Source organism: Bradyrhizobium sp. INPA03-11B (genome assembly GCF_040446015.1).
GTDB classification, from domain to species: Bacteria; Pseudomonadota; Alphaproteobacteria; order Rhizobiales; family Xanthobacteraceae; genus Bradyrhizobium; species Bradyrhizobium macuxiense_A.
Genome location: NZ_JASGSR010000114.1, coordinates 1 through 25,265, shown reverse-complemented (window position 1 = coordinate 25,265; position 25,265 = coordinate 1). Strand labels below are relative to the sequence as shown.

At 66.1% G+C, this 25,265-nt stretch carries 25 protein-coding genes and 1 pseudogene; 15 read left to right on the top strand and 11 right to left on the bottom strand.

Annotated features, from left to right (window positions below; genetic code table 11):
• The coding region (locus tag QMZ05_RS32650; protein WP_353704491.1) for a class I SAM-dependent methyltransferase at positions 1 to 652 on the bottom strand (652 nt) is incomplete at its 3' end.
• A 99-nt stretch (positions 653 to 751) separates the two neighbouring features.
• Between QMZ05_RS32650 and QMZ05_RS32645 the strand changes: the two genes are divergently transcribed.
• On the top strand, positions 752 to 1,195 hold the full coding sequence (locus tag QMZ05_RS32645; protein ID WP_353704490.1) for a helix-turn-helix domain-containing protein: 444 nt from the start codon (positions 752 to 754) through the stop codon (positions 1,193 to 1,195).
• Between the two features lie 86 nt (positions 1,196 to 1,281).
• Here the strand turns inward: QMZ05_RS32645 and QMZ05_RS32640 are convergent, their stop codons facing one another.
• From QMZ05_RS32640 to QMZ05_RS32630, 3 genes are all read right to left on the bottom strand, one after another.
• A complete protein-coding gene (locus QMZ05_RS32640; RefSeq protein ID WP_353704489.1) occupies positions 1,282 to 2,499 on the bottom strand; it encodes an MFS transporter in 1,218 nt (405 codons plus the stop codon).
• A 118-nt stretch (positions 2,500 to 2,617) separates the two neighbouring features.
• Positions 2,618 to 3,862 carry an MFS transporter gene (locus QMZ05_RS32635; RefSeq protein ID WP_353704488.1) on the bottom strand — a complete coding sequence of 415 codons (1,245 nt, stop codon included), beginning with the start codon at positions 3,860 to 3,862 and terminating at the stop codon, positions 2,618 to 2,620.
• Positions 3,863 to 4,153: 291 nt separating this feature from the next.
• Positions 4,154 to 4,651, bottom strand: coding sequence for a type II toxin-antitoxin system HicB family antitoxin (locus tag QMZ05_RS32630; RefSeq protein WP_353704487.1), 498 nt, complete (start codon positions 4,649 to 4,651; stop codon positions 4,154 to 4,156).
• 76 nt (positions 4,652 to 4,727) lie between these two features.
• Here QMZ05_RS32630 and QMZ05_RS32625 point away from each other — a divergent pair, with 76 nt between their 5' ends.
• Entirely contained in the window at positions 4,728 to 5,597 is an 870-nt protein-coding gene (locus QMZ05_RS32625; RefSeq protein ID WP_353704486.1) for a methyltransferase domain-containing protein, read from the top strand.
• Here QMZ05_RS32625 and QMZ05_RS32620 read toward each other — a convergent pair.
• Positions 5,588 to 6,277, bottom strand: a complete 690-nt coding sequence (locus QMZ05_RS32620; protein ID WP_353704485.1) for a DUF938 domain-containing protein — start codon at positions 6,275 to 6,277, stop codon at positions 5,588 to 5,590. The two genes, QMZ05_RS32625 and QMZ05_RS32620, sit on opposite strands and share 10 nt — an antisense overlap.
• A gap of 263 nt (positions 6,278 to 6,540) precedes the next feature.
• On the opposite strand from QMZ05_RS32620, the gene soxX reads away from it, so the two are divergent.
• The 9 genes from soxX to QMZ05_RS32575 all read left to right on the top strand — a co-directional run bounded on the left by soxX (position 6,541) and on the right by QMZ05_RS32575 (position 12,979).
• Positions 6,541 to 6,831 (top strand): sulfur oxidation c-type cytochrome SoxX, encoded by a 291-nt coding sequence (gene soxX / locus QMZ05_RS32615; RefSeq protein ID WP_353704492.1) that lies wholly within the window; start codon positions 6,541 to 6,543, stop codon positions 6,829 to 6,831.
• 32 nt (positions 6,832 to 6,863) lie between these two features.
• On the top strand, positions 6,864 to 7,358 hold the full coding sequence (gene soxY / locus QMZ05_RS32610) for a thiosulfate oxidation carrier protein SoxY (RefSeq protein WP_353704484.1): 495 nt from the start codon (positions 6,864 to 6,866) through the stop codon (positions 7,356 to 7,358).
• Positions 7,359 to 7,381: 23 nt separating this feature from the next.
• The gene (gene soxZ / locus QMZ05_RS32605) at positions 7,382 to 7,693 is read left to right on the top strand and encodes a thiosulfate oxidation carrier complex protein SoxZ (protein ID WP_353704483.1); all 312 of its coding nucleotides are present in this window, start codon (positions 7,382 to 7,384) and stop codon (positions 7,691 to 7,693) included.
• Positions 7,690 to 8,544, top strand: coding sequence for a sulfur oxidation c-type cytochrome SoxA (gene soxA, locus QMZ05_RS32600; RefSeq protein WP_353704482.1), 855 nt, complete (start codon positions 7,690 to 7,692; stop codon positions 8,542 to 8,544). Before soxZ ends, soxA begins: the two co-directional genes overlap by 4 nt.
• Positions 8,541 to 8,855, top strand: coding sequence for a hypothetical protein (locus QMZ05_RS32595; RefSeq protein WP_353704481.1), 315 nt, complete (start codon positions 8,541 to 8,543; stop codon positions 8,853 to 8,855). Before soxA ends, QMZ05_RS32595 begins: the two co-directional genes overlap by 4 nt.
• Positions 8,856 to 8,890: 35 nt before the next feature.
• A complete protein-coding gene (soxB, locus tag QMZ05_RS32590) occupies positions 8,891 to 10,639 on the top strand; it encodes a thiosulfohydrolase SoxB (protein ID WP_353704480.1) in 1,749 nt (582 codons plus the stop codon).
• Entirely contained in the window at positions 10,636 to 11,091 is a 456-nt protein-coding gene (locus tag QMZ05_RS32585; RefSeq protein WP_353704479.1) for a hypothetical protein, read from the top strand. Before soxB ends, QMZ05_RS32585 begins: the two co-directional genes overlap by 4 nt.
• Positions 11,092 to 11,220: 129 nt before the next feature.
• Positions 11,221 to 11,664, top strand: a complete 444-nt coding sequence (locus QMZ05_RS32580) for a DsrE family protein (RefSeq protein ID WP_353704478.1) — start codon at positions 11,221 to 11,223, stop codon at positions 11,662 to 11,664.
• A 274-nt stretch (positions 11,665 to 11,938) separates the two neighbouring features.
• Positions 11,939 to 12,979, top strand: a complete 1,041-nt coding sequence (locus QMZ05_RS32575; protein WP_279710999.1) for an MBL fold metallo-hydrolase — start codon at positions 11,939 to 11,941, stop codon at positions 12,977 to 12,979.
• A gap of 97 nt (positions 12,980 to 13,076) precedes the next feature.
• Here QMZ05_RS32575 and QMZ05_RS32570 read toward each other — a convergent pair whose 3' ends face one another.
• The 3 genes from QMZ05_RS32570 to QMZ05_RS32560 form a co-directional block, all read right to left on the bottom strand.
• The gene (locus tag QMZ05_RS32570) at positions 13,077 to 13,868 is read right to left on the bottom strand and encodes an ABC transporter substrate-binding protein (RefSeq protein WP_353704477.1); all 792 of its coding nucleotides are present in this window, start codon (positions 13,866 to 13,868) and stop codon (positions 13,077 to 13,079) included.
• A gap of 227 nt (positions 13,869 to 14,095) precedes the next feature.
• Positions 14,096 to 14,869: an ABC transporter ATP-binding protein gene (locus tag QMZ05_RS32565; RefSeq protein ID WP_353704476.1), complete on the bottom strand. Its 774-nt coding sequence runs from the start codon at positions 14,867 to 14,869 to the stop codon at positions 14,096 to 14,098.
• The gene (locus QMZ05_RS32560) at positions 14,866 to 15,909 is read right to left on the bottom strand and encodes an iron ABC transporter permease (RefSeq protein WP_353704475.1); all 1,044 of its coding nucleotides are present in this window, start codon (positions 15,907 to 15,909) and stop codon (positions 14,866 to 14,868) included. The genes QMZ05_RS32565 and QMZ05_RS32560 overlap by 4 nt, the downstream gene beginning before the upstream one ends.
• Positions 15,910 to 16,089: 180 nt before the next feature.
• Here QMZ05_RS32560 and QMZ05_RS32555 point away from each other — a divergent pair, with 180 nt between their 5' ends.
• On the top strand, positions 16,090 to 16,263 hold the full coding sequence (locus QMZ05_RS32555; protein ID WP_353704474.1) for a hypothetical protein: 174 nt from the start codon (positions 16,090 to 16,092) through the stop codon (positions 16,261 to 16,263).
• Between the two features lie 157 nt (positions 16,264 to 16,420).
• On the opposite strand, the gene QMZ05_RS32550 is transcribed toward QMZ05_RS32555, so the two are convergent.
• Positions 16,421 to 17,668 (bottom strand): hypothetical protein, encoded by a 1,248-nt coding sequence (locus QMZ05_RS32550; RefSeq protein WP_353704473.1) that lies wholly within the window; start codon positions 17,666 to 17,668, stop codon positions 16,421 to 16,423.
• Between the two features lie 230 nt (positions 17,669 to 17,898).
• Here QMZ05_RS32550 and QMZ05_RS32545 point away from each other — a divergent pair, with 230 nt between their 5' ends.
• Complete coding sequence (locus tag QMZ05_RS32545; protein WP_353704472.1) at positions 17,899 to 19,131, top strand: MFS transporter; 1,233 nt, start codon at positions 17,899 to 17,901, stop codon at positions 19,129 to 19,131.
• Between the two features lie 3 nt (positions 19,132 to 19,134).
• Here the strand turns inward: QMZ05_RS32545 and QMZ05_RS32540 are convergent, their stop codons facing one another.
• Both QMZ05_RS32540 and QMZ05_RS32535 read right to left on the bottom strand, forming a co-directional pair.
• The gene (locus tag QMZ05_RS32540) at positions 19,135 to 20,703 is read right to left on the bottom strand and encodes a CHAD domain-containing protein (RefSeq protein WP_353704471.1); all 1,569 of its coding nucleotides are present in this window, start codon (positions 20,701 to 20,703) and stop codon (positions 19,135 to 19,137) included.
• Positions 20,704 to 20,906: 203 nt separating this feature from the next.
• Positions 20,907 to 21,369: pseudogene (locus QMZ05_RS32535) on the bottom strand (helix-turn-helix domain-containing protein).
• A gap of 88 nt (positions 21,370 to 21,457) precedes the next feature.
• On the opposite strand from QMZ05_RS32535, the gene QMZ05_RS32530 reads away from it, so the two are divergent.
• Both QMZ05_RS32530 and QMZ05_RS32525 read left to right on the top strand, forming a co-directional pair.
• Positions 21,458 to 23,278, top strand: a complete 1,821-nt coding sequence (locus QMZ05_RS32530; protein ID WP_353704470.1) for a chloride channel protein — start codon at positions 21,458 to 21,460, stop codon at positions 23,276 to 23,278.
• 160 nt (positions 23,279 to 23,438) lie between these two features.
• Positions 23,439 to 25,157 (top strand): amidohydrolase family protein, encoded by a 1,719-nt coding sequence (locus QMZ05_RS32525; RefSeq protein WP_353704469.1) that lies wholly within the window; start codon positions 23,439 to 23,441, stop codon positions 25,155 to 25,157.
• Positions 25,158 to 25,265: the final 108 nt, after the last annotated feature.

Below are 25,265 nucleotides of genomic sequence, written 5' to 3'. Positions count from 1 at the left end.
GGGCGACATCGACCGGCTCGACCGCGATCGCGTCCCAGCCGCTGTCCTTCAGGATGCTCTCGACCCGCTTGCGGTCCGCGAAGCCGAACTGCCCCGGCGCATCGGCGCGCCGCGGCGGAAGCTGCGGCAGCAGCGGCTTCGCCGCCCGCTCCGCCGTCGTCATGAACGGGTTCTCGGCCGCGCTGCGCCACGCGATGAATTGGAGCGCAGCCCCGGGCCGGGCCGCGCGGCGCAGATTGGCGAAGGCCTGCACCGGATCGGCAAAGAACATCACGCCGAGCCGTGAGATGATCATGTCGAAACTCGCCGGCGTGAACGGATGGGTCTGCGCGTCCGCGCAGATGAAGCTGGCCGGTCGCCGTTCTCGCTCCGCACGGGCGCGTGCCGCCGCGATCATCGGCTGGGAGATGTCGATGCCGGTGCAATGCCCCTTCGGGCCGAGCGCCTGAGCCGCGGCGAAGGTCGTGGCGCCGGTGCCGCAGCCGATATCGAGCACGCGGCTCGCCGCGGCATCGGACACTGCCCCGACGAGCAGATCCTCGAGCGGCTTGAATAGCCCTTCGAGCACCTCGCGCGTCTCGACCCAGGCGCGCCCGGCGGCGCCGTTCCAGAGTTTGCACTGCTCGTCGTCGGCCTGCGATGCGGAATCCATGATTCTCGTCCTTCTTGCCTGATCGGTTGCCCTGATGCTTGCTTTGCGCGAGCGGCTTGCGGCACTCTGCCAGTTCAAGTGAACTTGAGGTCAAGAGCCATGCGGGACATCGACATCGCGGAGGTGGCGGAACTGTCGGGCGTTCGTGCCTCGACCTTGCGCTTCTACGAGGAAAAGGGACTGATCGCCTCGCATGGACGGCGCGGGCTCCGCCGCCTGTTCGAGCCGGCCGTGCTGGACCGGCTGGCGCTGATCGCGCTCGGGCGCGCTTCCGGCTTCACCCTCGACGAGATCGGAAGGATGTTCGCGCCCGACGGCAGGCCGCGCATCGACCGGAAAATGCTGGCGGCCAAGGCGGACGAACTCGACCGCACCATCCGCCGGCTCAACGCGATGCGCAACGGCCTGCGCCACGCCGCCGTCTGCCCGGCGCCGAGCCACATGGAATGTCCGACCTTCCGCCGCCTGCTGCGCGTCGCCGCGACCGGGAAGATGGAGGCACCGAAGAAGGCGAAGAAGCCGCGACGCAAGGCGAGATCGTAGCCCGGATGCAGCGCAGCGAAATCCGGGGTTCGTTCCAAGCGGCAAGACCGTCCCCGGATTGCGCTTCGCTCCATCCGGGCTACTTGCTACGTTTTTCGGCCGCTCATGATCGCCATCGCCGCGATCAATTCGAGGCCGATGCAGCCATAGAACGGCAGCGTGTAGCTGCCGGAGAGATCGTGCAGCAGGCCGATCACGCCGGGGCCGAAAGCGTAGGTGATCTGGTTGATCGCGGTGATCAGGCTGACCAGCACGCCGAACGCGCGCGGGTCGAACTCGCGCTGCACGATCAGCGCCGGCAGCGTGATCAGATTGCCGACCGAGAAGCCGAACAGCGCGCAGGCTGCGATCTGCACGAGGTCGTTGTGCACGTTGATGATGATGACGAGCGCGATCGCCTGGCTGACAAAGGACAGCGCCGAAGCAAGGCGCTGGTTGAGCTGGTCGATCACGAAGGAGAAGGAGACCCGGCCGACCACGGCCATCGCGGTCAGCAGCGCCATCGCCACCGTCGCGCGCTCGCGGCCGATCACCTGATCGAGATAGGCGATCAGATGCACGATGAAGCCGACCTGGGCGAACAGCACCAGCGCGAAGGCAACCGAGACCGAGAGGAAGCGGATGTCGCGCAGCGCATTGGCGCGCACCTGGGTCGCCGACGGCGCGTCGGCCGCGGCCGCCGTCACCGCATGCAGATGCACCGGCGGTCGCCCGACGAAGATCAGGATCACAGGCACCATCACCACGATCAGCAGCCCGGCTGCTGCGATCATCGCGCCGGAGAAACCGAACGTGCCGATGCCCGCCACCAGCAGCGGCACGCCGACGATGCCGCCGAAGCTGGCGCCGTTCAGCGCCAGGCTGATCGCCATGCCGCGCTTCTTGTCGAACCACAGGCCGAGCGTGTTGGTGATGATGCCGAGGCTGGTGCCGGCCCAGCCGAACGCCAGCAGCGCATCGGCGAGATAGAGCTGCCACGGCGCGCGCACCTCGCCGATCGCAACCGCCGCGATCGCCATCGCGAAGGTGCCCGCGATCAGGCAGCTGCGCGCACCGAACGCCTTGATCGCCTCACTGACGAAGGCCACCAGCGCGGCGCCGAACAGATAGAAGAAGGTGGTGCCCGACGAGATCAGCGACGCCGGCCAGCCGTGCAGCTTGTGCAGTTCGGCGACATAGACGCTCTGCCCGTAGAAGCCGAGGCCCCAGCCGAAGGTCGCAAGCAGGAAGCAGACGATGACGATACGCCAACCTTCGTAACCAAGCGAGGATTCGTCAGGTAGCGTGGGTGAGGATGCGTCCATTTCTTGCTCTTGCTTCTGACATCGTCATGACCGGATTCATCCGTTCTCACGATGTAAGGAGCCGTGCAAGCCGATCATTTCGAAGCTGATCGAAGTGTCAGCAATTGGCAGCAGTGGACTAGATGCTTGGGTCCGGGATTTCATCCACCGCGCGCAATTTCGCGCGCCGCTTGGCGAACGAGGCCAGCGACAGCACGACGAGGCCGAGCAGAACAGGCGGAAACACCACCATGTTGACGGCGTTCCAGCCGTAATGCGCGAGCAGCTGGCCCGACGAGAACGAGCCGATCGCCATCATGCCGAACACGAGGAAATCGTTGAACGCCTGCACCTTGTTGCGCTCCTGCGGCCGGTGCGTTTCCAGCACCAGCGCGGAGGCGCCGACGAACGCAAAATTCCAGCCGACGCCGAGCACGATCAGCGTGGCCCAGAAGTGCGGCGCCGTGATCCCCGACAGCCCGATCATCGCGGCCACCGCCTCCAGCACCAGCCCGAGCGCGACGATGGCGGGCGCGCCGAAGCGGGCGATCAGGGAGCCGGTGAAGAAGCTCGGGCCGTACATCGCCACGATGTGCCACTGGATGCCGAAATTGGAATCGCTGACCGACAGGCCGCACATCTTCATGGCGAGCGGCGCCGAGGTCATCACCAGGTTCATCATCGGATAGGCGATCACGCCGCACAGCGCGGCGGCAATGAAGCGCGGCTGTTTGGCGATCTCGAGCAAAGGGCGGCCGCCATGCAGATCCGCCGCCGCGGGTTTCGGCGCGTCGACGCCCGACAGCACCGCCATCGCCACCAGCGCGACCAGCGCCTGCATCACGAAGGAGAACGCGAACAGATAGGGCGGCCAGATGTCCATGGTCCATTGCACGAGCTGCGGCCCGAGCACGCCGGCGAACACGCCGCCGGCCATCACCCAGGACACCGCCTTGGGCCGGAACGCGACACTGGCGCCATCGGCCGCGGCAAAGCGATAGGACTGTGCGACGGCGCCGTAGAGCCCGCCGAGAAAGGTCGCGCCGCAAAACAGCCAGAACGATGAATGCAGAATCGCGAAGGCGCCGAGCGCGCCGGTGAGCGTGCCGCAGAAGGTGCCGACGATGAAGGCGACGCGCCGTCCATAGGCGCGCGAGATCGCGCCGGTCGGCAGCGTGCCGGCGGCAAGCCCGAGCACATACATCGAGAGCGGCACCGTCGCGAGCGAGATATCGGGCGCCAGCGACGCGCCGACGATCGAGCCAGTGGCGAAGATCACGGCCGAATTGGCCCCGGTCAGCGCCTGCGCCGCCGCAAGCCGCCACACATTGCCGCGCGCCCGCGCGTCGTCGCTCGCCTCATCCGCAGCTGTCACGTCGATCATCGGCATTCCCGCGCTGAAGCCCCGGCGGGAGCCCCCAAATCGCGCGCACTATGGAGAGCGGGTAGCGGCCGATCAACCGGCGCAAACGGACCAAGGCCATGCGGGAAGCGCACGAGGGATCGCGCCGCAGGCGATGGAAAGGCAGGCGCCCTTGTCAGCCCCGTCATCCTGAGGTGCGAGCATAGCGAGCCTCGAAGGATGCATGGCCACGAGCCGGGCCGCCGACCCTTCGAGGGCCGCTGAAGAAGCGGCCACCTCAGGGTGACGGTGATAGAGCTTGACGAGCGTCACTTACCGCGCAGGCTTCCTGCCCGTCCGCTTCTCGGCGCGCAGTGCGCCGGTCTTGTGCACCTTGGAGTGCGGCGCGATCGGGGCGCCGCGCGGGTAGCCGCCCGGCCATTCGAGCGCGAGCGAGCTCGCAAAGCCGAAGAAGCTCGAACGGCTCATGCCGAGCTCGGCGGCGCGTTTGTCGATCCGTGTGATCAGGCTTTTCGGCAGATAAACATTGACGCGCTCGGACGGATCGGGTGGATCGACGCCGACCATGAAGAAGGCGGCGACGTCGGAGCCCTTGGGCGGCACGATGCGCTCGATCGGCGTCGGCTCCGGCAGCGCGTTGCCCTGCTCTACCCAGCCGTCGACCGCCTGCGCCAGCGCGTGCTCGGCGCGCTCGATCGCCTCTTCCTGCGACTTGCCGCCGGCGACGCAGCCGGGGAAATCCGGGAACCACGCCCCGAACGCGCCGCGCGGCCCGCGCTCCAGCACGGCCGGATAAAGCCGTCTCTTCATTCTCGCCTCCGTCGTCGAGGTATGCTATTTCACACACTTCGGTGTGTCAAATGACACATTGAGAGGGAGCACCGCGATGGATCCCCAAGCCGAACTCCGCATTGTCCGCAGAGCCTATGCCAAGCAGATCCTGGCCGCCGCCAATATCGTCGATCCGCGCCTGACTGCAGCCTTCGCCGCCATTCCGCGCGAGGATTTCGTCGGCCCCGGGCCATGGATGATGCTGCGATGGTGGAGCGACTATGTGCCGACGCCCGACGCCGATCCGATCTATCTCTACACCAACGATCTGGTCGCCTTGCTGCCCGAGCGCCGTCTCAACAACGGCCAACCCTCGCTGCACGCCTACCTCATGCACCAGGCCGCGCCCGCCAGCGGCGAACACGTGGTGCATATCGGAACCGGCACCGGCTACTACACCGCCATCCTCGCGCATCTGGTCGGGCCGTCCGGCCGCGTCACCGGGATCGAATACGACGCGGAGCTTGCAGCACGCGCCAAGGCCAATCTTGCACCATATCCGAATGTCGAGATCATCGCGGGCGACGGCACGCTGATCGCCTTCGATTCGGCCGACGTGATCTACGTCAATGCCGGTTGCACCCGACCCGCCGCGCGATGGCTCGACGGCCTCGCCGACGGCGGCCGCCTGATCCTGCCGCTGACGTCGGATGAGGGATTCAAGGGCGGCGCGCCGGAGCAGGTGGCGCGATCCGGCGCCGTATTCCGGGTTCGGCGCGAGGCCGCAGGCTATCAAGCCGCCTGGATATCGCCGGTCACGATCATTCCCTGCGACGGCGGCCGCGACGAGGCGTCGGAAAAAGCCTTGGCCGAAGCCTTCGCCCGCGGCGGCTGGCAGAAGGTGACGCGGCTTTATCGTGACGCTGAGCTTCCCGACGAGCGCTGCTGGCTGCGCGGCGACGGGTGGTGTCTGGCTTACGACTGAGCCGCATCCTTCCGCACGAACATCAGGATCATGTTGTTGGCCGGCATCTCGAAAGTGCCTGCGAGCTTCAGTCCGACGCGCTCGGCAAGCGCCTCGACATCGGCGATGTCGCGCACGCCCCATTCGGCATCGCGTTCGCGCAGCGAGGTATCGAACACCGCGTTGCTGAGCGCGGTGTGCTTGCCGCCGCGCTTGAACGGGCCGTAGAGGAACAGCCGGCCGTCGGTGCGCAGATGCCGCGCGGCGCCGGCGAACAGGCCCTCGGCGACGCGCCACGGCGCGATGTGGATCACATTGGCGCAGAAGATCGCGAGCAGTTTGTCCGGGCCTTTGCCGTCCGATGGCGCCGGCGACCAGGCCGGATCGGACAGATCGATCGGCTGCGGCGGCCGGATGTTGGCAAGGGCGGCGTGCGCGCGCCAAGCCTCGATGCTGCGCAGATGCGCGCCATGGAGGTCGCTCGGCCACCAGGTGATGTCGGGCGTCTGGCCGGCGAAATAGACCACATGCTGGCCGGTGCCGCTGCCGGCCTCCAGCACGTCGCCGGACCGGCCGGCGAGGTAATTCTTCAGGATCGCCCAGATCGGCTGGTGATTGCGGTGGAATGCCGCCGCATCGAGCCGCCCGTCCGCCTCGACCGGGCTGCCGTCCTTGCCGAACTCCACCACAAACTCCGCCACCGCGCTTCTCCTCAAGGTTCGGCCGCATCTCAACCGCACAACATGACAGGCGGAAGGCGCAGGAGATCACTCCCGTTCCGGACCACCACGCTTCCATTAACCCCGTCGCAACGCGCCTATTCTCCGTGTTGCCAGCCGATGGCCTTTGTGCTTTCCACTCTTTATATTGCGATGGGATCATCGAGATTGAAGCCCGGGAAACGTCCTTGATCGCCACTTTCTCCAAGCCAGCCTTCGTCCTGGCGCTGCTGGCGGGCGCCGCCATGGCCGCGCCCGCGCAGGCCCAATCCGCCGCCGAGGGACAAAAGCTCGCCTTCGACCGCGGCAAGGGCAATTGCCTGACCTGCCATATCATCAAGGGCGGCGACTTGCCCGGCACCATCGGCCCCGAATTGACCGGCCTGAAGGCGAAATACAGCCGCGACGAGCTGATCGCGATCGTGACCGACGAGACCAAGCGCAACCCGCAGACCGTGATGCCGCCGTTCGGCCGAAACCGGATTTTGAGCGAGAAGGAAATCAACGCGGTGGTGGACTTCCTGCAGACGCTGTGACGCGGCGACATCAGCTTGAGGAGATTTTTTCGATGAACATCACGACCAGCGAATTTCTCGCGAACCGACGCCTGGTGCTGAAGGGCGCGGGTGTCGCCGCGCTGATCGGCCTTGGCGTCATTCCGTTCGACGTGCCGCAGGCGCTCGCCGCCGCCAACGACAAATATCCGGAAGAGGCGTTCAAGCAGAAGAACGAGGCCGACGCGATCAAGGCGCTTTACGGCAAGACTGCCGAGCCCTCGGACAAGGTCAAGATGGACGCGCCGGAGATCGCCGAAAACGGCGCCGTGGTGCCGATCTCGGCCACCACGACGCTATCAGACGTCACCTCGATCTCGTTCCTGGTGAGCGAGAACCCGATCTCGCTGATCGCATCCTACAAGATTCCGGCCGGCACGCTGCCGTCCGTCGCCAACCGCATCAAGATGGCCAAGACCAGCAACGTCACCGTGATCGTCGAGGCCGGCGGCAAGCTCTACAGCGCCCAGAAGGAAATCAAGGTCACCGTCGGCGGCTGCGGCGGCTGAGTTCAATCAAGGGATAAAATCAGATGGCATCGAGCATTCGCGTGCGCGCCACCTCGAACGGCGACACCACCGAGGTGCAGGCGCTGATCCAGCATCCGATGGATTCCGGCTTCGTCAAGGACGCCAAGGGCGAGACTATTCCGCCGCATTTCATCCAGCAGCTCACCTTCGAGTATGACGGCAAGCCGGTGTTCGTCGCCGACTGGGGCGGCGGCGTGTCGAAGGACCCGTACGTCAAATTCGCCTTCAAGGGCGGCAAGAAGGGCGACGATCTGAAAGTCAGCTGGGTCGACAACAAGGGCGCGACCGACACCACCACGGCGAAGATTCAATGACACGGCGCCTCGCAATCCGGGCAGCAGTCACGACGTTATTCGGCGTGCTGGCGCTCGCACCGGCACGCGCGGCCGACAGCGTCGATCCCGCCGCCGACAAGGCCGCGTTCCAGAAATTCTTCACCACCAAATTCCCCAAGCTGAAGCTCGAGGATTTCGTCAACGGTCCCTATTCGATGAATGAGGACCTGCACAAGCAGTGGGAAGAGAAGGAGCAGTTTCCGCCCTACGAGTTCTCGCTCGAAGCCGGCAAGGAAATGTTCTCGACGCCGTTCAAGAACGGCAAGACCTATGCCGACTGCTTCCCGAACAAGGGCATCGGCATCCGCCAGAACTATCCCTATTTCGACGAGAAGGAAGGCAAGGTCGTCACCCTCGAGCTCGCGCTCAACCGCTGCCGCGAGGCCAATGGCGAGGCGCCGTTCTCCTATGTGAAGGACGACATGGCGGCGCTCACCGCCTATATGGCCTTCACCTCGCGCGGCAAGCCGATGGACATCAAGATCCCGAACGATCCGCGCGCGCTTCAGGCCTACCAGAAGGGCAAGGAGTATTTCTACACCCGCCGCGGCCAGCTCAATTTCTCCTGCGCCACCTGCCACATCCAGAGCCCGGGCGAGCGGATCCGCGCCGAGGTGCTGGCGCCGGCGCTCGGCATCCTGAACGCGATGCCGATCTACCGTTCGGAATGGAGCGGCATGGGCACGACCAGCCGCCGCTTCACCACCTGCAACAGCCAGATCCGTGGCGTGCCGCTCAATCCGCAGGACGACGAGTACCGCGACCTCGAATACTATTTGTCCTATGTCAGCAATGGCCTGCCGATTTCGGGGCCGGGAGCGCGGCCATGAGGGCTGCCATCAAAGCGATCTTCGCCGCGTCAGCGCTGCTGCTCGCAACTGCAGCCGGTGCCCTTGCGGCCTCCGAGGCCGACTACAAGGCGGCCTACGCCGCCGCTGAAGCCGCCAACAAGGAAGCCAGCTCCCTGCGCAATCAGTGGACCACCACAGCTTCGACGCTCGCCGCCGCAAAAAAGGCCGGTGAGGCTGGTGATTTCGACACCGCAGTCGCCCAGGCCAAGGAGGCCGAGGCGCTGGCAAAGGCATCGATCTTCCAGGCGACCAGCGAAAAGGAACGCTGGAAGGACATGGAAGTTCGTTAAAGGCGCGCAGGCCAGGGGCCGCGCGGAGTAAAGTAATGATCATCCGCCGCCGGGATTTCCTGAGAGCTTCGGCCGCCGCGACGCTTGTGGCCGGCCTGCCCCGCCTCGCGCGCAGCGCCGATACCGCCAGCGTCTACGACCTCGAACGCTTCGGCAACGCCCGCATCCTTCATCTGACCGACACCCATGCGCAGCTGAAGCCGGTGTTCTTCCGCGAACCCGGCGTCAATATCGGTGTCGGCGCGATGGCCGGCCAGCCGCCGCATCTGGTCGGCAAGGCGTTCCTCGACCGCTTCGGCATCCGGCCCGACAGCGCCGACGCCTATGCCTTCACCTGCGTCGAGTTCGAGAAGGCCGCCATCCGCTTCGGCAAGCTCGGCGGCTTTGCCCATCTGAAGACGCTGGTCGACAAGCTGCGCGCCGATGTCGGCGAGAAACGCTCGATCCTGCTCGACGGCGGCGACCTCTGGCAGGGCACCGGCCTTGCCAATGCGATGAACGGCGCCGACATGGTGGAGGCCGCCAATCTGCTCGGCGTCGAAGCGATGACCGGGCACTGGGAATTCACCTATGGCGAGCAGGTGCTGCGCGACAATCTCTCCCGCTTCAAGGGCGAGTTCCTGGCGCAGAACGTGTTCCTGACCGAGGAAGCCGCGTTCAACGACGCCAAGGCGTTCGATCCGGCCTCGGGGCGGGTGTTCAAGCCGTCCATCATCAAGGAGATCGGCGGCCATCGCGTCGCGATCATCGGCCAGGCCTTCCCCTATGTGCCGATCGCGCACCCCAAGCGCTTCACGCCGGACTGGAAGTTCGGCATCCGCGACGACGAGCTGCAAAAGCTGGTCGACGGCCACCGCAACAACGACAAGGTCGAGGCGGTGATCCTGCTGTCGCATAACGGCATGGATGTCGACCTCAAGCTCGCCAGCCGCGTCACCGGCATCGACGTCATCCTCGGCGGCCACACCCATGACGCGATCCCGATCCCGATCACGGTGACCAATGCCGGCGGCGTCACGCTGGTCACCAATGCCGGCTCCAACGGCAAGTTCATCGGCGTGCTCGATCTCGACCTCGCCAAGGGCAAGGTCGCCAATATCCGCTACCGCCTGCTGCCGGTTTTCGCCGAGCTCCTGAAGCCCGATCCCGCGATGCAGACGCTGATCGACAAGATGCGCGATCCGCATCTCGACGAATGGAGCGACAAGCTCGGCACCGCCGACCGACTGCTCTACCGCCGCGGTAATTTCTCGGGCACCGTCGACCAGCTGATCTGCGATGCGCTGCTGAACGAGCTCAACGCCGAGATCGCGCTGTCGCCGGGCTTCCGCTGGGGCCTCACCACGCTGGCCGGCCAGCCGCTGACCATGGAAGACGTGCTGTCGGAGACCGCGATTACCTATCCCGAGACCTACGTCGCGACCATGACCGGCAGCCAGATCAAGGACGTGCTGGAAGACGTCTGCGACAATCTGTTCAACGCCGATCCCTATTATCAGCAGGGCGGCGACATGGTTCGCGTCGGCGGCCTCGCCTACACCTGCTCGCCCGGCGAGAGCGTCGGCAAGCGCATCTCCGAGCTGAAGCTCGGCAACGGCAAGCATCTCGAGGTCGGCAAGCACTACAAGGTAGCGGGCTGGGCCTCGGTCAACCAGCAGAACGGCGCGCCGATCTGGGATGTCGTGGCCAGGCATCTGCGCGCCGGCCGGCCGCCGAACCGCAACGAGCCCGGCGTCACGCTGAAAGGCGTCGACGACAATTTGGGCATTGCGAGGCACGGATGACGCGGCGCGCGCTCATCGCGGCGTTCGGCCTTGCGGCGATCGCGCTGGCGACGCCGCTTGCCCGCGCCCAGCTGGCGCCGCTGCAGGACAAGCCGTTCGCCGAGCACAAGGTCGTGCTGCAGCTCTCCGACAACGACCCGAAGAAGCAGGGCCTCGTCCTCAGCGTCGCCAGCAATTTGATGAAGCACTACGACCCCGACAAGGTCGCGGTCGAGATCGTCGCCTTCGGCCCCGGCATCGACCTGCTCAGGCCCGACAATGCCAACCGCAAGCTGGTCGAGAGCCTGGTCGCGCAGGGCGCGCGGGTCGACGTCTGCCTCAACACCGTCGACACGATCGAGCGCGACACCGGCAAGCGGCCCGACTACATCGCCGCCGCCACGCCGGTGCAGGTCGGCGTCGCGCAGATCTTGCTGCTCACCGAGAACGGCTACACGCTGGTGAGGCCGTAACGCCCCCACCGTCATTGCGAGCGAAGCGAAGCAATCCATGCTTTGCCGCAGGGACAGAATGGATTGCTTCGTCGCTTCGCTCCTCGCAATGACGAGGAGACAGCGGAGCCTCTTCAAGTGTGCTTCCCAATGCTTCGCCGTCTCGCCGCCGCCGCACTGCTTTCGCTCGCCCTCGCAGCGAGCGCACTCGCCGGCGACAAGCCGCATCGCATCGCGATCCAGGTCGACCAGAACGACCCGCAGGTCATGAATCTCGCGCTCAACAACGCGACCAACGTGATCGAATACTACCGTGCGAAGAACGAGGACGTGGAAATCGACATCGTCACCTACGGTCCCGGCCTGCACATGCTGCGCAGCGACACCTCGCCGGTGCAGGACCGCATCAGGCGGCTCAAGGATTTCGTCTTCCCGGGCAAGATCCAGTTCTCCGCCTGCAACAATACCAGGCAGGGCATGGAGAAGGCCGAGGGCCACGCGATCCCCGTCGTACCCGACGCCACCATCGTACCGTCAGGTGTGGTGCATCTGATGGAGCTCCAGGAGCAGGGCTGGAGCTACGTGAGGCCGTAGGCGCTTTCCATGATCCGTCACCCCCGCGCAACGGCTTTGCCGTTGTCGCTGGAGGAGCGCGCAGCGCGTCTCGAAGGGTGCACGGCCGCGATTTCTCCGCGCCGCCATTCCCGTCGTCAAACAGCTGGGCCGTTCACCCTTCGAGACGGCTGCTACGCAGCCTCCTCAGGGTGACGGAGACAGGGGGTTTACGGGGATGGATTTGCTTTGAATGCACCCTATCTATGGAATAATATCCTCCCTGTGACTCGACCCGGAGAACAGGTAAGCCGTCATGATCTTTCGCCAGCTCTTCGACAGCGTGTCCGGCACCTACAGCTATCTGCTCGCGAGCCGCGCCGGCGGCGAGGCGCTGATCCTCGACCCAGTACTGGAGAAGGCCGACCGCTACTGCAAGCTGCTGCAGGAACTCGACCTCAGGCTGGTGAAAGCCGTCGATACCCACCTGCATGCCGATCACGTCACCGGCCTCGGCGAGCTGCGCGACCGCACCCAGTGCATCACCATCATGGGCGAGCAGAGCAAGGCCGACGTGGTGTCGATGCGCGTCTCCGACGGCGACAGAGTGACGATCGAGGGCCTTTGCCTCGAGGCGATGTACACGCCCGGCCACACCGACGATTCGTATAGCTACCTGATGGGCGACCGCGTCTTCACCGGCGATACGTTGTTGATCCGCGGCACCGGCCGCACTGATTTCCAGAACGGCAGCGCGCGGGCGCAGTACGATTCGATCTTCAACCGCCTGCTCAAGCTGCCCGAGGAAACCATGGTATTCCCCGCGCATGACTACAAGGGCGACACCGTCTCCACCATCGGCGAGGAGAAGCGCTACAATCCGCGGCTGCAGGTGAAATCGATCGACGACTATGTCGAGCTGATGAACAACCTCAACCTGCCGAATCCGAAGCTGATGGACGTCGTGGTGCCCGCCAATATGCATGTCGGCCTGCACCAGGACGAGCTCGCCAAGGAAGGCCTCGCGCTCAACGCGCGCGATGCCATCGCAAGCCTCGGCCGGCCCGATATCCTCCTGGTCGATTTGCGCGAGAGCGCTGAACGCGCCAAGCACGGCACGCTGGCCGGCGCCATGCACGCGCCCTATCCCCAGATTTGCGCTACCTTGCAGCCCGGCGGCATGCTGCGCGAAGTCGCCGCCGCGACCGGCCGCCGCGTGGTGTTCTTCTGCGCCTTCGGCGAGCGCTCCGCGATGGCGGTGGCCGCCGCGAAGAAGGCGGGGCTGGCGAACACCGCCCATATCGAAGGCGGCATCGACGCCTGGAAGAAGGCCGGCGGGCCCGTGGTGATGGGATAGTCTTGTAGCCCGGATGGAGCGCAGCGAAATCCGGGACAAGCCTATCCGCGGATCGAGCGGCCCCGGATTGCGCTTCGCTCCATCCGGGCTACGCAGTTTACCGCGTCACCCGCTGCAGCTCTTCCGTCAGCCGGTCCAGCGCATCCGCCAGCATCACGCCGCCGCACACCGTGAGCCGCTCCGGCAGCACGATGCGCTTGTTCTCCGGATAGAAGCGCTCCAGCGCCGGATGCAGCAGGAAAGCGCGGCCTTCATCCTCGGCGCGATCGCCGGCCTCCGACACCAGGATGAAATCCGGCCGCAGCTTCACGATCGCCTCCAGCGAGGCAAACCCGCCTGCGCCGAGGCCGAGCTCGCCGGCCGCATTGGTCAGGCCAGTTGCCGCCATTAGCGAGCTGATGAGGCTGCTGTCACCGGAAACAAAGCCGCGGCGCTCCACCGGCAGCACGCGATAGTGATGACCATCAGCCACCGCCCGTGCACGCGCGATCGCCGCATCAAGGCGAGCGATCTCAGCCCGCGCCCGATCCGGATGCTGCACCACATCGCCCATCGCGCGGATCTGGTCCCTCACCTCGTCCAGCGTGCGCGGCACGGTGAATTCGACCAGATGCAGCCCGTGGGCCTTCAGCAGATCGCGCGTCGCGCGCTTGTCGAACAGGCTGACCACGACGAGATCGGGCTTGAGCACCAGCACATCCTCGGCCTCGCCCGACAGGCGCGGATAGTTTCGCGCCTGCTCGGCCGCCCAGGATTGCCAGGCGTCGCGAGAAAAGCGGCTGAGGCCGAGGATCTGGTCCGGGTCGGCCAGCGACAGCACCAGCTGGTCGCTGCAGACATTCATCGAGACGATGCGCGGCCCGGCTGCAGAGGCGGCACCACACGACATCGCCCACGTCAGAAACGAGAACGCCAGAACAAGGTGAAACGAAGCGAGATGCCGGCCGCGTCGGAACTGCGCCCCCTCTCCCGCTTGCGGGGGAGGGTTGGGGTGGGGGTCGCGCCGCAATGAACACCCTTCGAGTGGAGACAGCCCCCACCCGCCGCGCTCTTCGCGCGCAGCGACCTCCCCCGCATGCGGGAGAGGTGCAGCGAGTTCGTGGCAACGCTTCATCATCAAACGTCCGCCCATGGCACGATGACGGCTTCGCGCTGGAATTCGGCGCGGTAGGCGCTGACCCGGAACACACTAGCCAGAACGCTCTCCGACAGCGCCTCCTGCGGCGCGCCCTGCGCCGCCAGCTGTCCCTCCGACAGCACCAGCACATGATCGGCAAAGCGCGCGGCGAGCCCGAGATCGTGGGTCACTACGATGACCAGCACCCCGGTGTCGGCGACATTACGCAGCTTCTGCATCACGTCGATCTGGTGGCGCGGATCGAGCGAGGCGGTCGGCTCATCGGCGAGTATCACCGGCGCCTCGACTGCGAGCACCCGGGCCAATGCGACGCGGCTGCGCTCGCCGCCGGACAGCTCGGTGACGCGGCGATCGCTGAACGCCTCAACATCGACCGCCTGCATCGCCCGCAGCACCGCCTCGACATCCCTCGGTGACAGCCGCGCCGGGTCGGTCGCGCCATGCGGATAGCGGCCGAGCGCGACGATATCGCGCGCCGGCAGCGGCCAGTGCACCATGTGGCCCTGCGGCAGATAGGCGAAACGTTTCGCCCGCTCGCGCAGCGGCAGCGATGCCAGCGCATCGCCGCCGATCCGGATCGCGCCGTCGGATGGAATCAGCCCGGCCAGCGCACGCAGCAGCGTGGTCTTGCCGGCGCCGTTCGGACCGACCAGCGCGACCAGATGGCCCGCAGCGAGTGACAGCGAGATCTCGTGCAGCACCTTGCGGTTGCCGAGCGACGCGCTGAGGCCGGTGGCGGTGAGCAGCGTCATGCCACGCCTCCGCCGAGCGCGCGGCGTTCGCGCATGATGAGGTAGAGGAAGAACGGCACGCCGATGATCGAGGTCAGCACGCCGACCTTGATGTCCGAGGTCGAGGGGATGATGCGCACCGCGATATCGGCGGCGAGCAGCAGCGCCGCACCGGTGAGCGCGCTCGGCACCAATAGCCGCGCCGGATCGTGACCGATCACCGGACGCATCAGGTGCGGCGCGACGAGGCCGATGAAGCCGATCGTGCCGGTGACGGCGACCGCACCGCCGACGCCGAGCGCAACGCCGGTGATCACGAGGAGCCGCAGCCGGGCGACATCGACACCGAGGCTCTGTGCAGCCTCCTCGCCGAGCGTCAGCGCGCGGAAGGCGCTGGCCTGGCTCAGCAGGATGGCACCGCCCGCAATGATGAAGGGCAACGCCAGCGCCACGTGCTGAAAGCTGCGGTCCTCCAGCGAGCCGAGCAGCCAGAACGCGATCTCCAGCACCACGAAGGGATTGCTCGAGAGGTTCATCACCAGCGCGGTCGCGGCGCCCGCAAAGCTCGAGATCGCAAGCCCCGCGAGGATCAGGATCAGCAGCCCGGCATTGCGGCCGGCAATCGCGAGCAGCGCGAACACCGAGCCGAATGCGGCGATGATCGCCACCACCGGCAGCACGTAGGAGCGCACATCGGCGAGGCCCAGCGCGATCACCAGCACCGCGCCGAATGCCGCCGATTGCGGCGCGCCGAACAGCGACGGCGAGGCCAGCGGATTGCGCAGCAGGCCCTGCAGCGCCGCGCCCGATAGCCCGAGAATGCCGCCGATCGCGAACGCCAGAATGGTGCGCGGCAGGCGGATCTCGCGCACGATCACCTGCGCGACGTCGCTGCCGCCGCCGAACAGCGCCTCGATCACCGCAAGCGTCGACAGCCGCACCGGCCCGATGCCGAGCGAGAGCACCAGCAGCAGGACCACGAGCGCGAGCAGCGCCGCGGTAGCGCTCCACCGGCGCCGCGCCGCGACCTGGGCCGCCAAGGCAAAATCCTGCACGCTCATTGGATCCATGCTCTTACAGCGATCAGCAGACAAGCGATACTCGGCAAAAGCCGTGGCCGGCGCGATAGTCTGAGCTACCGGCGCGGCGGGTGTGACGCGCCGCGCCTCCTCTCACATTACATGCGCGCGCAAACTGGAGTAGTGTTGCGGCAGATGATTTGACCCGCGCAGGGGAAACGCATGGCCAAGGCCGGAAAGAAGAGCAAGAGCGGCGCCGGGAGCAGCGACAAGTCCGACGACAAGTCGAAAAAGCCTCCGCCGCCCGCAGCATCGCAGGACGACGATTATTACGAGGATGGCGACATCGCCACGCCGAAGCTCGATCGCTACGGCAATGATGACGAGCCGTTGTAGGGGTTGACCAATATCCATCCCCCGTCGTCCCGGCGAAAGCCGGGACCCATACTCCGCGGCGGATGTTGTGAATGGGATTCGTCATTCCGCCATCGCTCACCAATGACCATTCGTGGTTATGGGTCCCGGCTTTCGCCGGGACGACGCGGGGATGGAGTTAGCCGAAATCCTCCCCCTCGATCTTCTCGATACTCCCGCGATCGAGCAGATGCGCGCCGAAGCCGCCGCGGGCCAGCGATGCGGCGATCGGCGGCGAGGCCAGCAGCAGCGCGGCCGTCATCCCAAGCGGCACTGCGCTGAGCCAATCGAGCCGGAGCGGCGTCAATTCCTCGGCGCTGCCCCGATAGAGCCCTTCGCCCGCGGCGATGCGGCCGCATTCCCGGATCAGGTCGCGCCGCGTGCCGTCGCGCGATGCGCTGCCGAGCAGCGCCTGCATGGCGAGATGCGTTCGCACGCCGGCGCGGCTCTCGGCCAGCGGCGCCGGCGTCTCGCCGAGCGAGACGCGCAGCAAGAGATCGACCAGATCGGTGCCGGACTGATACGCATTCATCGGCTCGACCAGCCGCGGATTGCAGTCGATCAACAGCGGCGTCACACTGTCGAGCGGCATGATGACATCGACCGAGAGCGCGCCGTGCCAGCCGAGATGCGCACCGATCCTCTCGAGCGCGGCGCGGATCGCCGGCCGGCTCACGCTCTCCTTGATCGCCTCGCCGCCACCGACGCCGGCCGCGATCTGCCGGTAGGCGTGGAAGCCGACCAGCGTGCCGCGACAAAACACCGACTGCGCCTTCTCGACCGTGCCGGTGATGAGATCCTGCACCAGCACCTCGCCGGCAAGATCGCCGGAGGATTCGAGATCGTAGAGCGCACGGTTGAGATCGCCGGCATCACGCACGAACCAGACGCCGCGGCTCGCGGTCCCGACCGAGGTCTTGACCACGGATGGAAAACGCAGGCCGTCGCGCAGCTCCTCGGCCGAGCGCACGATCCGGGTCGGCGGCTGCGGCAAGCCGAGCTTGTCGAGCAGCCGGCTGAAGCCGGCCTTGCTGTGCACTTCGCGATAGCCCGCGAAGTCCGGCAAGGCGAGACCGGTACGAGACGTCAGCCGCGCCGCGACACGGGCAAACAGGAAGCCCTGCTCATGGGTCGGCAGCAGCACATCGAAATGCCGCGACGTCAGCAGGCGCTCGACGAAGCCGAGGTATCCGGCCGGATCCGATCGCAGCGGCGGGCAATGGTGATATTTGCGGACAAAGCGGGAGTAGCGCGCCAGGCACCAGCGCGAGGGGTCGCAGACCTCGATGTGATGGCCGGCCAGTCCCAGGATCGTGATCGCCTCGCGGCCGGAGGTGCTGGAGCCCTCCGACACCAGCACGCGGAGCGGCTTTTTGGCGTCGATCATGGCCGATCATCACCGCGCGGCCGCACTTTGTCGCCGCCTTTAATGCCGCATGTGTCGATCCGGCACGCCCGCGCCGGGGGCAGCCATGCGCCTGCGTTCATGGACAATTAGCGGCCAGCCTCTATTTTCGGCCCGCCCTGCCGGGCTTTGCTTCTTATTTGACGCGTTTTCTTCACGCGAACCGGTGCCCACTTCGCTCGAAAACGCTATGGAATAGGGTTGTATCAGCAATGGTCGATATTCTGGCCGCACCGCAGCAAGCGAAAGCCGACAGCGCGCTGCGCACGCTGACCGGGATTTCGGTCGCTCATTGGGTCAGCCATTTCCATATCTTCGTGCTGCCGATGCTGTTCCCGTTCCTGAAGCAGCAGCTCGGCGTCGGCTATGTCGAACTCGGATTCGCGCTGACGGTGTTTGCGGTGGTCTCGGGCCTGACCCAGGCGCCGATCGGCTACCTCGCCGACCATATCGGCGCGCGCAAGATCCTGCTGGTCGGGCTGACCGTCGGCGGCTGCGCGCTGATCGGGCTCGGCCTGCATCTGAGCTATACCTCGCTGATCGTCTGCGCCGTGCTGCTCGGCCTCGCCAACAGCGTCTATCATCCGGCCGACTACGCCATCCTCTCGGCCCATATGAACGAGGCGCGGATGGGCCGCGCCTTCTCGATCCACACCTTTGCCGGCTTCCTCGGTGGCGCGGTGGCGCCTGCGATCATGGCGGCGCTCGTCGCCTCGATCGGCGGCCTCGGCGCGCTGATCGTGGCCGGCGCGATCGGCCCGCTGGTGGCGCTGTTCCTGATCGTGCTCGGCATTCCCGATGCCGGCGCCAACAAGAACAAGCCGAAGGACGATGCGGCGCCGAAGGCCAGCGTGATCACGCCGGCGCTCATGGTGCTGACCGCGTTCTTCACGCTGCTCAGCCTGTCGACCTCGGGCATCAACAATTTCGGCGTGGTCGCGCTGATGGGCGGTTACGGCGCATCGTTCTCGACCGCCAATATCGCGCTGACCGCGTTCCTCGGCGCCAGCGCCGCGGGCGTGCTCGCCGGCGGCTATCTCGCCGACTGGACCCACCGCCACAGCCAGCTCGCCGCGGCCTGCTTCGCGGTCAATGCCGTGCTGGTGCTGCTGATTGCGCTGATGGACCTGCCGCCGGTGGTGCTCACGCTCGCGATGGGGCTCGCCGGATTCCTCGGCGGCGTGATCGCGCCGTCGCGCGACATGATGGTGCGCAACGCCGCGCCTCCCGGCGCCGCCGGCCGCGCCTTCGGCATCGTCTCCACCGGCTTCAACTTCGGCGGCATCGTCAGCCCGCTGCTGTTCGGCTGGATCATGGACCAGCACATGCCGCACTGGGTGTTCGGCGCCTCGGTGGTGTTCATGGTGCTGACCGTGCTGCTGGCGCTGGTCACCGAGCGCAAGCCGCGGGCATCCGAGCTTACGATCCAGGCGCAGCCCCGTTAGGACTCACCGGCCCCAGAATACGGGCGTCGTCTTGAACCGCCGCCAACTCTTGCGCAGCGTTTTCGCCACCGCGATCTGATCGCGGGCCAGCCAGCCGGCCATCGCGCCGATGCCGAGATGCAGCGCAGGCTGGTCGTCCTGCGCGATGGTGTGGAGCAGCACGCGCGTGCTGCCAATGTCGCACACCCGCCCGAGGCTGTTCTGCAGCCTGGCGAGCCGCTTCACGTAGCGCTTCGCCGGCGCGTGGGCGGCGTAAAGCGGCAGGAAGAACTCCGCGGCATAGCGCAACTTCTTGAGGTTGATCCTCAGATTGTGCTGCGCAGCAATATCGAGCCGCCGGAAGCGCGCGCCGCGCTTCAACGTCTTGCGATGCAGCCGTTGCAGAATTCGATCGGCAAGCACCGGCATCGGTTGCGACAGGATCGCCAGCGCTTCGCTGTCGATCTCGTTGCGCCAGCTGCGCCGCTCCACCAGCTGCCCCAGCGAGAGCAGGAAGCGGCTGCAACGGGGATCGGCCAGGACGCCATGCAAGGCGCCGTAGCTCGACTTCTGACGCTGTTCGACCGCCTGGCGGAGGCCATCGAGATCGATATCCGGAACCGCCTTGACCAGGCGGGTGATCGTCGTTTCGGCGAACACGTCCCAATCCCGGGCCTTGCCGAGTTGCCGCATCAGCCATCTTGCTTCGGCATTGACCGTCAGGAATGCCGGCGATGGAATGTCGCGCCGGAACAGCGCACAGATCGTCCGCAAGCGCCGCAAGGCCACGCGCATCTGGTGCACGCCTTCAGGGTCGGTCCCCTGCTCGGCCACCGCGTGATTCTTCAGGAGATGATGCCAGCAGGAGCCCACCAGCAGTGCGATGACGTCGTCGACCGCAAGCTCCGCGGTAATGCCCGACAACTCGGCCTTCACTGCGGATGGCGCGACATCGAACGCCAGCGCATAGCCGCGTTCCGCCTTGCTTCGCGTGCCGATCTGCAGCGGCGCCGCGTCGAGCAACTGCGTTCCGAGATCGAACAGGACGCCGGCATGGCCGCTCTTCAGTTCGATCTCGATTTCCGACAGCACCTCCTGGCGCGAAGCGGCCTCGATCGTCCCCTCGTCGAATACGACTTCAACCGACGCATCGGGCAGATCGAGCTGTCGGGCGTGCCGGCGCACCTTCGTTTCGAAAACCGGCACCAGCGCATCGTTGCTCAGCCCCGCAACGGGATCGCCGACCTCGTCGGCGGGGAATAGCGTAAGATCAGGGGTCATGCCCGCAACGGGCATCTCCCATTGGCGGCGCATCAAAGGCTGCGCGGCATTGGGGGGAAGCTTCAGCGTCTGGATGAAGGTCTTGCCGCTGTGGCGGACGCGCAACGACATGCCATGCTGAAACAGCAAGCGCTCGGCTGTGTCGTAGTACACCGTTTCCAGCCGGTGAAATGCGCCGCGATTGCGCGCATGCTGCACGATGCACGGCGCCTCGCGCAGCTTCTCGAGGCTTCCTTGCGGCGCAAGTAGCTTGAGTTCGACTTCCGCCTGATCGCCATGCCCGACAGCAATGGCATTGCCCGCATCGATCACGACCGGCTGCCGCTCATGTAATGGTAACGCCCCCAACATGGTGTATGAAGGTTTCATGACAATGACAAGGCATATTCCCGTATTACACCGTGCATTAGCCGCAAATTGTATCGAGATTAACACGATCAAGTTGCATTTGACCGCGCACCGCTAGCCGAGGGCGAGGACGCCCCATTCCGCGCGAAGCGTCGTACACGACGCGTTCATTCCGATCGTCGCGACAGGACCTGCTTCAACAGCGGCTCGATCCGCGACAGCTCATCGAGATGCACCGCAGACAGTTCGGCGAGATGATCGGTCGCAAGGCGAGTTAGTTTCAGCAGCGCCCGTCGCTGGTCGGCGGGATCGAGCACGCGCGCGACCAGCCCGGCCTCGGCGAGGCGATCGACCAGCTCGACCGTGGTGTGGTGGCGAAGCCGCAGCCGCTCGGCGAGGTCGCCGATCGTGACCGGGCCACCGCCCGGATAGCCCCGAATCGCCAGCAAGGCCTGATGCTGCCGCGGCGTCAGGCCCGCGGCCTTCGCGGCGTCCTGGCTGAATTCCAGAAATCGGCGGATCAGATAGCGGCGACAGCGCCTCGTAATCGGCCTGGCTGGGAACCCGTTTCCGGGCCTTGTTCGGGGTCTTGATCGGGGATTTGGCCGGCGATTTCGGGGCTCTCTTCATCGCTGCCATTCGATCCCTCCCGCTTGTAATTATATCGCAATACGATATGACGCGCGCATCCACTTCACACGCGAGCCTTACGCCACCGATGAGCGTCATTTCCACCAAATCGAGCGCCGCTGCCAAGACCAACGCCAAGACCAGTACCAAGATCGGCGACAAGGCGAGCCACCTCTTGAGCGACTTCACCACCGATCCGCGCGTCGTGGTGATCTCGGCGATCGCCGTGTTCGTCTCCGCCGCCGGCGTGCTGGCCGGCGCAGGCCTGCTGGAGTTGATCAAGCTTGCCACCAACATCGCATATTTCGGCAAGTTCAGTTTCGCCGACCTGAAATTGCAGAACTCGCCGCTCGGCCTCTGGACCGTGCTGGTGCCGGTCGCCGGCTCGCTGATCATCGGCCTGATGGCGCGTTTCGGCAGCGAAAAGATCCGCGGGCACGGCATTCCCGAAGCCATCGAAGCCATCCTGCTCGGTCGTTCGCGGCTCGACCCCAAGGTGGCGATCCTCAAGCCGCTGTCGTCGGCGATTTCGATCGGCACCGGCGGTCCGTTCGGTGCCGAGGGCCCGATCATCATGACCGGCGGCGCGATCGGCTCGCTGATTGCGCAGATGCTCCCGGTGACGGACAACGAGCGCAAGACCCTGCTGGTGGCCGGCGCCGCTGCCGGCATGACCACCGTGTTCGGAACGCCGATCGCGGCAATCATGCTCGCGGTTGAACTCCTGCTGTTCGAATGGACGCCGCGCAGCTTCATTCCCGTCACCGTCGCCGCCGTGGTGGCGGCGGTCGGGCGCACCTTCCTGCACATGCCGGCGCCGCTGTTTCCGTTCACGGGCAGTGTCGACATCTCGGTGCTGCAGCTCGGCGCCTGGATGCTGATCGGAATCCTCTCCGGGCTGCTGTCGGGCGTGCTCACCCAGCTGGTTTATGGATTCGAGGACCTGTTTCTGAAGCTGCCGATCCACTGGATGTGGTGGCCGCTGATCGGTGGTCTGGTCGTCGGCCTTGGCGGCCTGATCGAGCCGCAGGCGCTCGGCGTCGGCTATGACAACCTTGCCTCGATGCTGAGCGGCGACGTAGTGCTGAAGGCCGCGCTGCTGCTGCTCGTGGTGAAGGCCGTGATCTGGTCGGTCGCGCTCGGCTCCGGGACGTCGGGCGGTGTGCTGGCGCCGCTGCTGATCATGGGCGGCGCGATGGGAACGGCGCTGAGCGGCTATTTGCCGGCCGCGAGCCCCGGCTTCTGGGCACTGCTGGCGATGGCGGCAACGATGGGCGGCACGATGCGCTCGCCTTTGACCGCGACCTTCTTCGCGGTCGAGCTCACCGGCAACACCCACGTGCTGCTGCCGCTGATCGCAGCCTGCTGCAGCGCGCATGGCGTCACGGTGCTGCTGATGCGGCGCTCGATCCTGACCGAGAAGGTGGCGCGGCGCGGCCATCATCTGGTGCGCGAGTATCGTGTCGATCCCTTCGCGCTGACGCGCGTGCGCGACGTCATGACCAAGGCGGTCGAGACCGTCGCCGACACCATGACGCTGCACGGCGCGGCCGCCTTCCTGACCAACCCGAAGACCGGTCATCCGAGCTTCCCCGTCGTCGACGCCAATCATCACGTGCTCGGGGTGATCGATCCGCCCTCCGTGTTGCGCTGGCGCCGCGCTGGCAAGCATCGCACCGCGACGCTCAAGCAGCTGCTGGCGGGGAGCAAGATCACCGTCGCCTATCCCGACGAATATCTCGACCGGCTCGCCGACCGCCTGATGCAGGTCAACGTCTCGCATCTGCCCGTGATCTCGCGCGAGGACCAGCGCCTGGTCGGCTATATCGGCTGGAAGGACCTGATGCGCGTGCGCGCCAGGTTGCAGGCCGAGGAGACCCAGAAGACGGCATTCTTCGGCGCACGATAGACAGCGATGGCTTGCCTGGCGGAACAAATTTCCGCCGGGCGGCAACGCCAGAGCGCGAAGAACTGCCAGCGCATCCCAGAGCTTCATCGACGATGGTTGACAGCATCAAGGGCTAACCCATGATGCCGCATAACCAAGAACAGCCTCGGGATGAAATGCCATGACCTCAACCCCAGACCTCGTGATCCGCGGCGGCACCATCGCCGATGGCAAGGGCGGCGATCTCTATGAAGCCGATGTCGCTATCTCAGGCGGCAAGATCACCGAGGTCGGCAAGGTCGCCGCAAAAGGCAAGGAAGAGATCGACGCCCGCGGCAAGCTCGTCGCGCCGGGCTTCGTCGACGTCCACACCCATTACGACGGTCAGGTGACCTGGAGCCAGGACATCACGCCGTCGTCGCAGAACGGCGTCACCACGGCGATCATGGGCAATTGCGGCGTCGGCTTCGCGCCCTGCCGGCCGAGCGACCACAACCGCCTGATCCAGCTGATGGAGGGCGTCGAGGACATTCCGGAGCCGGTGCTCTCCGCCGGCATTCCCTGGGCGTGGGAGAGCTTCCCCGACTACATGGAGTGGCTCTCGAAGCGGAGCTTCGACGTGGATATCGGCGCGCAGCTGCCGCATGCGGCGCTGCGGGTCTATGTGATGGGCGAACGCGGCGCGCGCCGCGATCCCGCAACGCCGGAAGACAACAAGGCGATGGCGGCGCTCGCCGGCGACGCGGTGCGATCCGGCGCGCTGGGTTTCTCGACCTCACGCACGCTCAATCACCGCACCTCGACCGGCGACTACACGCCGACGCTGAAAGCGGGCGAGGATGAACTGACCGCAATCGCCGGCGCGATGCACGGCGTCGGCCGCAGCGTGCTGCAATTCGTGCTCGACCAGAGCACCGTGCATGAAGATCTGCCGATGATGCTGCGGGTCGCCGAGAACACCAAATGCCCGATCTCGTTCTCGGTCGCCCAGGCCGACAAGGCGCCGCGGCGCTGGCGGCAGACCATGGACACCATCAATGAAGCCGCCGCGCGCGGCCTGTCGATCACGACCCAGATCGCAGCGCGCCCAGTCGGGCTGCTGCTCGGGCTCGAATTGTCGCGCAACCCGTTCCAGACCCATCCGAGCTATCGCGAGATCGCGAAGCTGCCGCTGGCCGAGCGGCTGGCGCATCTGCGCCGGCCCGAGGTGCGCGCCGCGATCCTGAGCGAAAGCGCGACGGCGACCGACGATCCGCTGTTCTTCCGGCCGAACTACGACAAGATGTATCTGCTCGGTAATCCGCCGGACTATGAGCAACCGCCGGAGAACGCGCTGGGCCCGCAGGCGCGCCGCCAGGGCCGGCAGCCGGAAGAGCTCGCCTATGACGCGATGCTGACCGACGAGGGTCGCGGCATGCTCTATGTGCCGTTCCTGAACTATGCCGACGGCAATCTCGACGCCGTGCACGAGATGCTGCGCGAACCGAGCGCCGTGCCGGGCCTGTCCGACGGCGGCGCGCATTGCGGCATCATCTGCGACGCAAGCTTCCCGACCTATCTCCTGACGCACTGGACGCGCGACCGCAGCCGCGGCGAGAAGCTGTCGATCCCGTTCGTGATCGCGGCGCAGTCGCGCAAGACCGCGCTGTCGGTTGGACTGACCGATCGCGGCCTGATCGCGCCGGGCTTCAAGGCCGACGTCAACGTGATCGACTACGACCGGCTGCATCTGCATCCGCCGAAGGTGCATTACGACCTCCCCGTCGGCGGCCGCCGCCTCTTGCAGCAGGTCGACGGCTACGACGCCACCATCGTCTCCGGCGTGGTGACGCAGCGCCACGGCAACGCCACCGGCGCGCGCCCCGGCAGGCTCGTCCGCGGCGCACAGGGCTTGAATTGAGATAGGCGCAGCAATCCATCCTCCCCTGGAGGGGCAGGGGAATCGCATGTTGGCTTCGGCAAGTAGTTGCCAAATCGACAGAAAGGGATTCTGAAGGTGGCTCCTGAT

Coding starts and splice junctions, on each gene's coding strand:
- QMZ05_RS32645 (WP_353704490.1), top strand. CDS start 752: ATGCGGGACATCGACATCGCGGAGGTGGCGGAACTGTCGGGCGTTCGT.
- QMZ05_RS32640 (WP_353704489.1), bottom strand. CDS start 2,499: ATGGACGCATCCTCACCCACGCTACCTGACGAATCCTCGCTTGGTTAC.
- QMZ05_RS32635 (WP_353704488.1), bottom strand. CDS start 3,862: ATGATCGACGTGACAGCTGCGGATGAGGCGAGCGACGACGCGCGGGCG.
- QMZ05_RS32630 (WP_353704487.1), bottom strand. CDS start 4,651: ATGAAGAGACGGCTTTATCCGGCCGTGCTGGAGCGCGGGCCGCGCGGC.
- QMZ05_RS32625 (WP_353704486.1), top strand. CDS start 4,728: ATGGATCCCCAAGCCGAACTCCGCATTGTCCGCAGAGCCTATGCCAAG.
- soxX (WP_353704492.1), top strand. CDS start 6,541: ATGGCCGCGCCCGCGCAGGCCCAATCCGCCGCCGAGGGACAAAAGCTC.
- soxY (WP_353704484.1), top strand. CDS start 6,864: ATGAACATCACGACCAGCGAATTTCTCGCGAACCGACGCCTGGTGCTG.
- soxZ (WP_353704483.1), top strand. CDS start 7,382: ATGGCATCGAGCATTCGCGTGCGCGCCACCTCGAACGGCGACACCACC.
- soxA (WP_353704482.1), top strand. CDS start 7,690: ATGACACGGCGCCTCGCAATCCGGGCAGCAGTCACGACGTTATTCGGC.
- QMZ05_RS32595 (WP_353704481.1), top strand. CDS start 8,541: ATGAGGGCTGCCATCAAAGCGATCTTCGCCGCGTCAGCGCTGCTGCTC.
- soxB (WP_353704480.1), top strand. CDS start 8,891: ATGATCATCCGCCGCCGGGATTTCCTGAGAGCTTCGGCCGCCGCGACG.
- QMZ05_RS32585 (WP_353704479.1), top strand. CDS start 10,636: ATGACGCGGCGCGCGCTCATCGCGGCGTTCGGCCTTGCGGCGATCGCG.
- QMZ05_RS32580 (WP_353704478.1), top strand. CDS start 11,221: ATGCTTCGCCGTCTCGCCGCCGCCGCACTGCTTTCGCTCGCCCTCGCA.
- QMZ05_RS32575 (WP_279710999.1), top strand. CDS start 11,939: ATGATCTTTCGCCAGCTCTTCGACAGCGTGTCCGGCACCTACAGCTAT.
- QMZ05_RS32570 (WP_353704477.1), bottom strand. CDS start 13,868: ATGTCGTGTGGTGCCGCCTCTGCAGCCGGGCCGCGCATCGTCTCGATG.
- QMZ05_RS32565 (WP_353704476.1), bottom strand. CDS start 14,869: ATGACGCTGCTCACCGCCACCGGCCTCAGCGCGTCGCTCGGCAACCGC.
- QMZ05_RS32560 (WP_353704475.1), bottom strand. CDS start 15,909: ATGAGCGTGCAGGATTTTGCCTTGGCGGCCCAGGTCGCGGCGCGGCGC.
- QMZ05_RS32555 (WP_353704474.1), top strand. CDS start 16,090: ATGGCCAAGGCCGGAAAGAAGAGCAAGAGCGGCGCCGGGAGCAGCGAC.
- QMZ05_RS32550 (WP_353704473.1), bottom strand. CDS start 17,668: ATGATCGACGCCAAAAAGCCGCTCCGCGTGCTGGTGTCGGAGGGCTCC.
- QMZ05_RS32545 (WP_353704472.1), top strand. CDS start 17,899: ATGGTCGATATTCTGGCCGCACCGCAGCAAGCGAAAGCCGACAGCGCG.
- QMZ05_RS32530 (WP_353704470.1), top strand. CDS start 21,458: ATGAGCGTCATTTCCACCAAATCGAGCGCCGCTGCCAAGACCAACGCC.
- QMZ05_RS32525 (WP_353704469.1), top strand. CDS start 23,439: ATGACCTCAACCCCAGACCTCGTGATCCGCGGCGGCACCATCGCCGAT.